6 protein-coding genes are annotated in these 11,680 nt (G+C 67.0%); 1 reads left to right on the top strand and 5 read right to left on the bottom strand.

Going from position 1 to position 11,680, the window contains the following annotated elements:
- Positions 1-297: 297 nt before the first annotated feature.
- The 5 genes from IE252_RS30535 to mshD all read right to left on the bottom strand — a co-directional run bounded on the left by IE252_RS30535 (position 298) and on the right by mshD (position 9,523).
- Entirely contained in the window at positions 298-1,155 is an 858-nt protein-coding gene (locus tag IE252_RS30535; RefSeq protein WP_190092647.1) for a recombinase family protein, read from the bottom strand.
- Between the two features lie 2,052 nt (positions 1,156-3,207).
- Positions 3,208-4,896 (bottom strand): recombinase family protein, encoded by a 1,689-nt coding sequence (locus IE252_RS30530; protein ID WP_190092646.1) that lies wholly within the window; start codon positions 4,894-4,896, stop codon positions 3,208-3,210.
- Positions 4,897-5,043: 147 nt separating this feature from the next.
- Positions 5,044-6,072, bottom strand: a complete 1,029-nt coding sequence (locus IE252_RS30525; protein ID WP_190092645.1) for a CHAD domain-containing protein — start codon at positions 6,070-6,072, stop codon at positions 5,044-5,046.
- Complete coding sequence (locus IE252_RS30520; RefSeq protein WP_190092644.1) at positions 6,059-8,308, bottom strand: RNA degradosome polyphosphate kinase; 2,250 nt, start codon at positions 8,306-8,308, stop codon at positions 6,059-6,061. The genes IE252_RS30525 and IE252_RS30520 overlap by 14 nt, the downstream gene beginning before the upstream one ends.
- 276 nt (positions 8,309-8,584) lie before the next feature.
- Positions 8,585-9,523, bottom strand: coding sequence for a mycothiol synthase (gene mshD / locus IE252_RS30515; protein ID WP_190092643.1), 939 nt, complete (start codon positions 9,521-9,523; stop codon positions 8,585-8,587).
- A gap of 244 nt (positions 9,524-9,767) precedes the next feature.
- Between mshD and IE252_RS30510 the strand changes: the two genes are divergently transcribed.
- Positions 9,768-11,615 (top strand): bifunctional metallophosphatase/5'-nucleotidase, encoded by a 1,848-nt coding sequence (locus IE252_RS30510; protein ID WP_190092642.1) that lies wholly within the window; start codon positions 9,768-9,770, stop codon positions 11,613-11,615.
- Positions 11,616-11,680: the final 65 nt, after the last annotated feature.

The raw sequence follows: 11,680 nt of genomic DNA, 5'->3' as shown, positions 1-11,680 counted from the left end.
TCCGGGCACTCGTTCCTGGGCTCGACACCACAGGAACTACCCGAGGTCCCGCCCCATGACCAGGCACTTGACACCCAGCCCGAACCGCAAAAGCAACGGCGTTGCCGCCTCGTGGTGAAGCCGATCAAGGCGCCGGATCCGCAGGTCGGGCGCGGCGGCTCCGCCGGAACGGGCGCGCAACTCGCCTCAGCAGGCAGGGCACTTCGTGAAAGGTCGCCTCTGCGGAGGTCGGCAGGGGCTTTCTACCGAAACGCGTAACGCTTGATCCCCTACACCACGACCCGGGACACGACCTCATTACTCCGTCTCGGCCTCTTCCGCCGCTTCAGCGAGTGCGCGGTACATGGTCGCCCTGGACACTCCCAGGGCCTTGGCGATGGATGTCACGCTCTCTCCCTTGCCCTGTCTGGCTTGTGCTGCGGCCAGCTTGTCCTGGCTCATGACTGTGGGCCGTCCGCCGTGGCGGCCGTTGCGTTCAGCTGTCTCCAGTCCTTCCATGGTCTTCTCCCGGATGCCCTCGCGCTCCACCTCGGCGCCTACGGCCAGGACAGCGAAGACGATGGCTCCGGCCCCGTTGGGGTCGTAGATGCCCTGGAGCGGGCCGGACAGGATCTCTAGCTGGATGCCGTCAGCCTGGAGGGTCGAGCCAAGGTTCATGAGCTCTGCCGCGCCGCGCGCGAGACGCTTCATCTCCGCCACGGTGAGGATCACTGGTTGCTGAGGTGCTGCGCCCTTGATGTCCCTGGCCAACTTGAGTGCGGCTTCGAACTCCGGGCGCACCTTGATGCGTGTGGAGATCTTCTCTGCGAACACCTTCGTGCAGTTGGCACGGGCCAGCATGTCCAGTTGGCTCTGAAGCTCCTGTCCGGCCGTAGAGCAGCGTGCGTAACCGATGCGGATCGGATCACCCGCTTGTATCTCAACGGCCGCCACAGGGGCCACGGAAGCCTTCCAGGGCCTACCGGGGGTGCGGTCGGCGGGAGTCTTCACGTTCAGCTCTGCCTTGAGAGACGGAACCAGGGTGAAGCGGCCGGTGTGGTAGCTGGAAGCAACGCTGCCTTTGGCCGTCCGGCAGGCGCTACCGGCTGGAGCCTGGCACTTCGGGCAGTCGTGACGTTCAACAAGATCAGCCGGTGCAACGGCGTTCGTCGTCATGATCCAACCGTCTCACAATGGTGTCTCATAATCTAGGTGGATGAGGATCTTTTCGAGACGGGTTATGAGACGCCCGGGCCGGGATGAAACGGACAGCGGCAGACGCGGTCTCATCCGTCTCATAATCCTTCGTTTGTGAGACGCCCTTGGGTGGTCACCCTCCGCAGCGGCGGCCGGTGTTGTTCCGTCTCACGAGACCTTGCCTCAGTTTCACTGGACGTTGTCCGATTCGCCTGTGGGGGACAAGGTCAAGTGAGACAGCCCAGTTCAGTGGGCTGCCGCCCCGGCGGTGATCGGCCCTGGAAACGCGTTTGAGAGACAACATCAGTTGAGGCGGAGAGGGTTCGGCGTCTCACTCGACTTTGTCTTGCCGCAGGTCAGGGCCCCACCCGGCGGCAAGATCAAATGAGACGGGACAGGTGTGTTCCTGCTGCTCCCTTTGGCCCCTGGGGTAATCCCTTTGCTGATCTCCGTAGGACCCACCGGGGGTGCCTTCCTCGAACCGTGTACGGGTATCAGATTTTCTACCGGCTCCATCCACAGGATGTGAACATCACACGCCTTGGCCGTCCTGGAGCCAATGAGAGGACACCTACGTTCTATGTGGGCGGGTCTCTATGCCCACCTCCTCCTCACCCCTGTCTTTCATCGGCCAGAGGGTGGGGGTATGACCCCTTGAGGCTGAAGCCCTTGACCGCCACGTCTTAGCCGCTCGGATCCTGCCACGGTTCCAAGGCTTTCCCAGGCTGGGATTAACGGCTACACCCCTTGGTGGGTAAGGGTTGTGATAGCTCACACTTATGCAAACTATTACCCATTCCTCTTGCCGGGAGGGGTAATGCATGATCAGTCAACTGGGAACCGCCAGCCGAGGCGGGTCCTCTGAGTAAGTACGTATCTGGACTCTTGTAGTGAAGACGTACTTACCCGTGGGCCCTCCGGGCCCCATCAGTGAAGACGTAATTAACCGTGGGCCCTTCGGGCCCCAGAGTGTCTTACCTAGTAGACCTAGTAGACCTTTGCCCCTGCCGGGGCCACTTGCCGTTGCACTCTTTCTTCTGTCGTTGCCTTGGCTTCGTTTCTTACTTGTAAGTCACTACAGATACTAGAGGCAAGGGATGCTTTGGCCTTGTGACGTCTAGGGCAAGGTTCATCTATCTCGTGAAGTTGCTTCATCAAGATCGTGAACCTCACCCCTTACGCCGCTTGGTAGCGGTTCCTGATGCCGTGTTCACGGCAGGAGGCTGAGCCCTTGCCGGTGGTGGCGTGATGCCGAGGCAGCGTCAGGCATCGAGCCGATGAGTCCTCCATCAGGAGACCCTTCTCCTTGGCGGTCCTGATCGCGTTAGAGAGTCCGCTCTTACTCAAGGGCTTGCCCGCTGTTCCTGCTAGCAGTTCGGCCAGCTCTTCCGGCCCGAACTCTGCATGAGCTATCTGGTTCAGTCGCCAGTGTGCAGCGAAGTAGACCCTGAGCCACTGCGGTATGTCGGTATCCCGCGCAAGCCGTTCACAGTCTGACTTTGACAGCTTGTTCCAGTGCACTCCAGGCCCGAAGCCTTCATGCCCTGCCATTTCTCGTCCCCTCCCGTGACGGCCCATGCGGCCACACGCGGCGCGATCAGCGCCCCCAGCGGCCGAGAGTACCCCGAGGCGTGTTCAGGTTGTCAGGCGGGCTCCAGGCGCTTGACGGTCGAAGCCGGGTGAGAGAAGGGGGCAAGAGTGTCTGCCTAGGCACTGTCACGGGACCGTGGTTCGGAAACATTCTCGACAACTATTTCTGTGTGATCTCTCACCGGGATTGGATCCTGAATTCCATGGTCATCTGTCGCTAGATCTGGATAGAATTGTTCATCATCGCCTATCCAGGAGGTAATCGATTGACCGTCTCCTCTGCTTCTGAGGTGAACTATCAGGATGCTGGCCCGAGCTCGGGTGTGGGAGATATGCAAAACCCCTCGACCGTGGAAGAAGCGAGGGGTTTTGTCGGCAAGGCTACGGTTTCAATTGAGGACTGGGTAGCGCAGCAGTTGGAGTTGGCGCCAGCTCCTGGGGCTATGCAGCGGCAGGAGTTGTGTCGCTTGTTTGGGATTCAGTTGGCGGCTTAGCTGCCGTGGTTTTGTCCTTGCGCCAGACGACGTGGAGTAGCGTCGGGTCAAAGGGGGCCTTATCGCTGACTCCCTCGGGTATGGGCATCACCACCACGGCACTGATTACCTGCTTGATTGCGCGTTGTTTCTGTTGGTAGTCGAAGTCATCCCACTTTTTACGGTTCCAGCCACGCAGTAGATTACGCTCGGCTTCCTTTCGTTCGTGGTCTGACTTCTCCTCTTGTAGGGTCTTGATGTTGCGGTTCAGGCGGAGCAGGATATCGTGCACGTCCTCCCAATCAGCGTTGCCGTCGGATACTGAATCCTTGATGGCCTTCCTCTGCTTGAGGAGGGCCTTCATCTTTTCCTCCCCGCGCCAGGGGGTAGGAATAGCAACGGTGGCAGTGAAGTGCTTGTCAAGGTAGGCGAGAACCAGGCCTTCCAGATAGGCGTCAACTGCTTCGCTCTGTCGGCTGATTCCCTTACAGTTTGGGTCACCGCACCGGTAGTGGTCCTTGTTTTTCCCTGATCCCCTGTTGCCATTTAGCTTGGCGTAGCAGGTTTCGTCGAGCTCATTGATGCGCCCACATCGGAGGGATCCGGAGAACTTGTAGCGACGCCCGCCCCGCTCCTCGCTGGGTGCATTCTGCGGCTTCTGCATTCCCCGATGCGCTCGGCGCGCCTGGACGCCCTGCATGATTACTAGCCACTTTTCGTAAGTTATCTCCTTGGGTACCTCCCAGGCCCCGAGGACGGGTTCGCCGGTCTCGTCGTCCATCACGAGCTCGCCATCGATTATGCGGCCACCCCATAGAGCGGGGTTAGTGACAAGGTACTTGACCGCCTGCTCAGTCCATTTGTTCCCTCGGGCGGTAAGAATGCGACGCCGGTTCATCTCTGCCGTGATGCTGCGCCACGACTTTCCGTGGTATCGGAGAGTGAACTGATCCACCACATGCTCAATCTCTGCTGGGTCGATGAACTTATTTCCTGGTCGCCCACTTTCCTTATCGGAGCCGTACCAACCGAACCGGCGAGGCCCACCATAAAGGCCGCCTTCCTCGGCCCTGTCCTTGGCATTCCGTTGAGTGCGCTTCCGGATCTTCTTCACTTCGGCTTCGCCTGTTCCCGAAGTTGCCAGAGCGGCGATGATGGTGCCATCGTCATTGACCAGGTCCAGTAGGGCCTTGTCTTCGATGAAGACTCCGTTGCCGTTCATGATCAGCGCATCCTGGAAGGCGACGAAGTCGCGTGGGAGGCGCCAAACGCGCTCACGTTCTACTGCGACGCAGCCCGCCACGGGGATTGCGGTTTCCTCTTCCGCCCCGTGCGTGATGTCTTTGATCATCTGAAGGAACGCGGGTCGCTTCACTTCGCGCTTAGCGGCCGTGATGTTGTTGTCCTCGTAATGGAGGACGACGGCGCACCCATGGAGTTCGGCATTGCGGGTGTTGTTCTTGTGCTGGCGCCCCACTCCGATGGCATCTCCCCTGAGCCGGTCGGCGGATATGCGGGCCAGGGAGGCTACGGGGGTGCGGCCAGCGAGCCACTGTTCAACCGTGCCGCCCCCGTCCAGGTGCTTCTGGAGCGGGGGCGCAACGTACGACCGTGAGTAGGTCTTGGACGGTCTGTCAGGAACCCTCGTATCGATCATGCGTGCGGATCATAGTGCACTGTGACCTGCACTGATACGATTCGTCGTACTTCGGCCGGTGGACCAGGCAGATCTCCAGGCCGCCGTCGCCCCACGGGGAGCGCCGCCACAGGACGCAGCCCGCGGCGAGCACCCGCCCGTCCCGGTTCACGGCGCGCTCACCGTCGGGGCGGTCACGGGCGCGGTGACCGGTGCGGTCGCCGCCACCGGCTGCCAGATCTGCTGGAAGGCGAACCGGGCCGCCTCCACCTCGTGCCGCTGGTCGGCGTGGAGCACCCCCAGCGCGTACGCCGTCGCCGGGGCGATCCTCGGCGTACGGGCGGCGGCAGCGGCGGCGGCAGCGGCCTCCGAGGCGTCCCGGTGCCGGTCGAGCGCCCGCCCGGCCCGCAGCAGCCGCTCGTCGTCCTCGTACGGCAGACCGGTGTGCAGCGCCTCCTGGGCGTACCGGTGCAGCCGAAGGAGCAGCCGCACCTGGTGCCAGGGGGCGTCCTGCGCCTCGCCGGACTGGACCAGCGCCTCCGCGTTGTACGGATGGGCCGCGCGGGCCAGCGGCAGCGCGGCCACCGCCTCCACGAGCCGCTGCTCGGCGAGCTGGGCGGCCGGCGGCAGCACCTCCACCGCGTACGCCGCCGCCGAGCTGGACAGCGGCACCTCGCTGGCCAGCAGCGCCACCGAGTCCGCCACCGCGTGGAAGCGGGACGAGCCGAGCGCCTGCAGGGCCGCCGAGTGCGCCCGGGTGCGGGCAAGCGTCAGCTGGCGGTCCAGGAGCGCCCCGGCCCGGGCCGCCCCCACCGCCAGCGCCCCGGCCGCCGACTCACCGCGGGGCGCGGGCACCTGCGGGCTGCCGGAGAGCCGCTGGAGGCCGTCGAGCAGCCGGGCGAGCCGGGCCGCGCAGGAGTGCTCCCCGGCCAGCGTGGCCGACAGCCAGCCCAGCTCCGTCCGCAGCGGTTCGGACCAGGACGGATCCAGCAGCGGGCGGAAGGTGTGCAGCGTGCCGCTGATGCGGCGGGCGGCGCGCCGCAGCGCCCGCGCGGCCTCCTCGGTGCCGTCGTTGTCGGGCCCCGCCTCGCGGTGGAGGCGGAGGCTGCGCAGGAATTCCCCCGCCTGCGCGTGGAGATACGGGGACAGGACGTCCCCCGCGGTCTCCGGTCCCGGGGATGTGTCATGGCGTAGCACGCCGGCGCCTCCGGGCGTCTATCAGCATCTCCTGTACGTGGCGCAGCGGCTGTCCGTCGGCGTCGGCGGCGTGCCGGGTCCACTCCCCGTCCGGGCCCAGGTGCCAGGAGGAGGTGGTGTCCGACATGCCGGTCTCCAGGAGCCGGGTGAGAGCCGCGCGATGGGCCGGGTCGGTGACCCGGACCAGGGCCTCGATGCGTCGGTCGAGGTTGCGGTGCATCATGTCGGCGCTGCCCAGCCAGACCTCGGGCTCGCCGCCGTTGCCGAACGCGAAGACCCGGGAGTGCTCCAGGAAGCGCCCGAGTATCGACCGCACCCGGATGTTCTCGGAGAGCCCGGTGACGCCGGGGCGCGCCGCGCAGATGCCGCGCACCCAGATGTCGACCGGCACACCGGCCTGCGAGGCCCGGTAGCAGGCGTCGATCACGGCCTCGTCGACCATCGAGTTGACCTTGATGCGTACGTAGGCGGGGCGCCCGGCGCGGTGGTGCGCGGTCTCCTTGTTGATCCGTGAGACCAGGCCGTCCCGAAGGGACTTGGGGGCGACCAGGAGGCGGCGGTAGGTCTCGCGGCGCGAGTAGCCGGACAGCCGGTTGAAGAGGTCCGAGAGGTCGGCGCCGACCTGCGGGTCGGCGGTGAGCAGCCCCAGGTCCTCGTAGAGCCGGGCCGTCTTGGGGTGGTAGTTGCCGGTGCCGACGTGCGAGTAGCGGCGCAGGGTGTCGCCCTCCTGGCGCACCACGAGCGACAGCTTGCAGTGCGTCTTCAGGCCGACCAGGCCGTACACCACGTGGCAGCCCGACTCCTCCAGCTTGCGGGCCCACTTGATGTTGGCCTGCTCGTCGAAGCGCGCCTTGATCTCGACCAGGACGAGGACCTGCTTGCCGGACTCGGCGGCGTCTATCAGCGCGTCCACGATCGGCGAGTCGCCCGACGTCCGGTACAGCGTCTGCTTGATCGCCAGCACGTCCGGGTCGGCGGCCGCCTGCTCCAGGAACGCCTGGACCGAGGTGGAGAACGAGTCGTACGGGTGGTGCAGCAGCACGTCCCGCTCGCGCAGCGCGGCGAAGATGTCCGGCGCCGACGCCGACTCGACCTCCGCGAGGTCGCGATGGGTTCCGGCCACGAACTTGGGGAACTTCAGCTCGGGACGGTCGAGCGCCGCGATGCCGAAGAGACCGGTGAGGTCCAGGGGACCCGGCAGCGGATACACCTCGGCGTCGCTGATCTTCAGCTCGCGCACCAGCAGGTCCAGGACGTACGGGTCGATGGACTCCTCGACCTCCAGGCGCACCGGCGGCCCGAAGCGGCGCCGCATGAGCTCCTTCTCCAGCGCCTGGAGGAGGTTCTCGGCGTCGTCCTCCTCCACCTCCAGGTCCTCGTTCCGGGTCACCCGGAACATGTGGTGGGCGAGCACCTCCATGCCCGGGAAGAGCTCTTCGAGGTGCGCCGCGATGACGTCCTCGAGCGGTACGTACCGCTGCGGCGAGGCCTCCAGGAACCGTGAGAGCAGCGGCGGCACCTTGACCCGGGCGAAGTGCCGGTGGCCGCTGACCGGGTTGCGCACCACCACGGCGAGGTTGAGCGAGAGCCCCGAGATGTACGGGAAGGGGTGCGCGGGGTCCACGGCCAGCGGGGTGAGCACCGGGAAGATCTGCTGGCGGAAGAGCGTGAAGAGCCGCGCCTGCTCCTTCTCGGTGAGGTCGGGCCAGCGGATCAGATGGATGTTCTCGTCGGCGAGCGCCGGGGCCACGTCCTGCTGGTAGCAGGCGGCGTGCCGGGCCATGAGCTCGCGCGAGCGGGTCCAGATCAGGTCCAGGACCTCGCGGGGCTGGAGCCCGGAGGCGGAGCGGGTGGCGACGCCGGTGGCGATGCGGCGCTTGAGGCCCGCCACCCGGACCATGAAGAACTCGTCCAGGTTGGAGGCGAAGATCGCCAGGAAGTTGGCCCGTTCGAGCAGGGGCGTGGCCGGGTCCTCGGCGAGCTCCAGGACGCGCTCGTTGAACGCGAGCCAGCTGCGCTCGCGGTCCAGGAAGCGCCCGGAGGGCAGCTCGTCGTCCCCGGGCGCGTCCTCGCGGTCGCGCTCGTACCCTTCGTACCCGTCCAGATCCGCGTCGATGTCCGGCTCCAGGTCGGAGACGGCGGCCGCGAGGGTGTGCGGCCGGTGCGCGGCTATGGAACCGACCGACGGCTGGGACGCGGGCTGGAGGTGGACCTCGGCGCTGGGCTGCTGGCTCATAAACCCATTCTTCCGCGCCGGACCGCTGTCAGGCGCGTCGGAGAGCACGTCGGAGCGGGCAGGCGCGAGCGCCTTGGGGCGGGCGGCGGTCCCGTTCCGGGAGGGTGGCACCTCGGGCTGCATTGAGTGAGCGTCGCAAGCGTGTCTGAATGGCCGGTAACGAGGACATGACGTGCGGGAATCGGGGCGCCCCCTTAGGGGCGCGGGGCTGGGACATCTGCGGCTCCGCCGCGTGGGCGCGACCAGCCACAGACGGCCCGCACGTCACGCAGGCGTTCAGGACTCGGTGCGGTACATCAGATCCACCTCGTGGACAGCGAACCCCAACCGCTCGTACACGGTCACTGCCGCCGTGTTGTCGGCATCGACGTACAACATCGCGGTCGGCACCCCCTCGGCCGCCAGATGCCGCAGCCCCGTCGCCGTGAGCGCCTTGCCGAGGCCGCCGCCCTGGGCATCCGGGCGGATGCCCACCACGTACACCTCCCCGATCCTCTCCGCGGCGTGCACCTTCGTCCAGTGGAAGCCCACGATCCGGCCGTCGCGCTCGGCGAGGAAGAAGCCCTTCGGGTCGAACCAGGGCTCCGCCTTGCGGTCGTCCAGGTCGCGCTGGGTGAGCGCGCCCTGCTCGGGGTGGTGGGCGAACGCCGCCGCGTTCACGGCCAGCCACTCCGTGTCGTCCTCCCCGGGCACGAAGGTCCGTACGGTCACGCCCGGCGGGTACACCGGCTCGGCGATGTCCGGCGGGCTCAACGGCCGCCGCATCTGGCGCAGTTCGCGGAACAGGGTGAGGCCGAGGACCTGGGCGAGGTGGCGGGCGGCGGAGTGCCCGCCGTGCGCCCACACCCGCAGCCGCTTGCCGGAGGCGCCCAGCAGCGCCGAGCCGAGCGCCCGGCCGTGGCCGCGGCCGCGGTGGGCGGGGTGGATGACGAGCTCCGCGGCCGGCGCCTCGATGGGGTCGGTGTCCTCCAGCTGCGCGTACCCGATCAGTTCGGCGCCCTCGGCCGTGGTGACCGTGAGGAGGAAATGGCGGATTCCGGGTCGTCGGCCGCCCCGCAGCTGGAGCCGCCCCTGCTCGGACACGGCCTGCTGCCCGTCCGTCCGGGCGGCCTCGGCGAGCAGCGCGAGGACCTCCTGGGCCTGGGGGTGGGTCAGCTCGTCGAGGGTCTGGATCTCACGTCCGGAGGGGCCGGGCACGGCGGGGTCAGTCGTCATGTGTACGAGCGTACGGCGACCGGGGGCAAAAGCTGACGTACCGCCAAACGGCAACCATCCCGTAACCCCACCCCCCTGTCGCGCTACGCGCGTTGACTCTAGGCTTCCGCTCGCGGCGGCCCTACCCACGGGTTTCGGCCACGCGGACCACGCACCACCACACGCTTCACGCCACGCTTCGTGACTCGCTTCACGAGGCGCTCGACGACTCGTTGCACGACCAGCTGAATCATTTAGGGGAGAGATGACAGCGACACCCCGGAAGCACCAGGGCGGCCGCGCGGGCCGCCGGGTCCTGGCGGCCGCCGCCGGGCTCACCACGCTCGGCGCGCTCGTCGCCGCGATGCCCGCGGCCGACGCCCACGACAAGGGGCACGGCCACGGGCACCCGAAGCCCTCGCGGACGGTGGACGTCCAGCTCCTCTCCTTCAACGACCTGCACGGCAACCTGGAGCCGCCGGCCGGCTCGGCCGGGGCCGTGAACGAGAAGCAGCCCGACGGGACCGTGAAGTCCATACCGGCCGGCGGCGTCGAGTACCTGGCGTCCTCGCTGCGCACCGCGCGCCAGGGCCACCCGTACTCGATCACCGCCGCCGGCGGCGACATGATCGGCGCCAGCCCGCTGCTGTCCGGCCTCTTCCACGACGAGCCGACCATCGAGGCGCTCAACAAGATCGACCTCGATGTGACGGCCGTGGGCAACCACGAGTTCGACGAGGGCGCGGTCGAGCTGGCCCGGATGCAGAACGGCGGCTGCCACCCGGTCGAGGGCTGCTACGAGAAGGGCAAGAAGTTCCGCGGAGCCGACTTCCCGTATCTGGCCGCCAACGTGACCAGCGAGAAGACCGGCAAGCCGATCCTCAAGCCGTACACGGTCTGGAAGAAGAACGGCGTCAAGATCGGCTTCATCGGCGTGACCCTGGAGGGCACCCCGAACGTCGTGACCGCCTCCGGCGTCAAGGGCCTGAAGTTCCACGACGAGATCGAGACGATCAACAAGTACGCCAAGGAGCTCGACCGGCAGGGCGTGAAGTCCATCGTCGCCCTGATCCACGAGGGCGGGATGCCCACGACGAACGCGTACAACTACGACTGCGACTCGGCCGGTCCCGGCAGCGGTCTGTCCGGCCCGATCGTCGACATCGCCAAGGGCATCACGCCCAAGGTGGACGCACTGGTCACCGGCCACACCCACCAGGCCTACGCCTGCACCATCCCGGACCCGGCGGGCAACCCGCGCATGGTCACCTCGGCCGCCTCCTACGGCAAGCTCTTCACCGAGACCACGCTCACCTACGACAAGCGGACCAAGGACATCGTCCGGACCGCCGTGAAGTCGCCGAAGTCGGTGAACCACATCGTCCGCCGCGACCAGGCCAAGGCGCAGGACATCACCGACCTGATCGCCCGCTGGAACAAGCTGGCCGCGCCGATCGCGGGCCGCCCGCAGGGCTACATCTCCGCCGACATCAACGGCCGCGGCTCCGAGGCGCCCGAGAAGCCGCTCGGCGACCTGATCGCGGACGCGCAGCTCGCCGGTCTCTCCCCGGCCGACAAGGGCGGCGCCCAGCTCGCCTTCATGAACCCGGGCGGCATCCGCTCCGACCTCGTCTACAAGGCGAGCGGCAGCGAGGGCGACGGGGTCGTCACCTACGGCGAGGCGTTCACCGTCCAGCCGTTCACCAACATGATGAACGTCGTCGACCTGACCGGCGCCCAGATCATCCAGGGCCTCCAGCAGCAGGTCAGCGGCGGCAACGCGGCCTCCCCGAAGATCCTCCAGGTCTCCAAGGGCTTCAGCTACACCCTCGACATGACCAAGGCGGGCGCGGACCGCGTCCTCGTCGACACGGTCAAGCTGAACGGTGTCGCCCTCGACCCGGCCAAGACCTACCGCGTCGCCATGAACGAGTTCCTCGCGGGCGGCGGCGACGGCTTCGCGGCGCTCGGCCAGGGCAAGAACAAGCTGGTCGGTGCCTCGGACCTGGACGTCTTCGACGCGTACCTGTCCGCGAACTCCTCGGCCTCCACCCCGCTCGCACCGCCGGCCGGGGGCCGGATCACGGTGGTGGGGAAGGTGGCGGGCGAGTAGTCGCCGGTCGCAGGTAGTTCTACCGCTGTACGAGGGGCGGCGGGCCCGACGGCCCGCCGCCCCTC

It is taken from the genome of Streptomyces melanogenes (assembly GCF_014649795.1).
GTDB classification, from domain to species: Bacteria; Actinomycetota; Actinomycetes; order Streptomycetales; family Streptomycetaceae; genus Streptomyces; species Streptomyces noboritoensis.
Note: the sequence above shows the minus strand (reverse complement) of the source record. Positions and strands in the feature narration are given on the sequence as shown.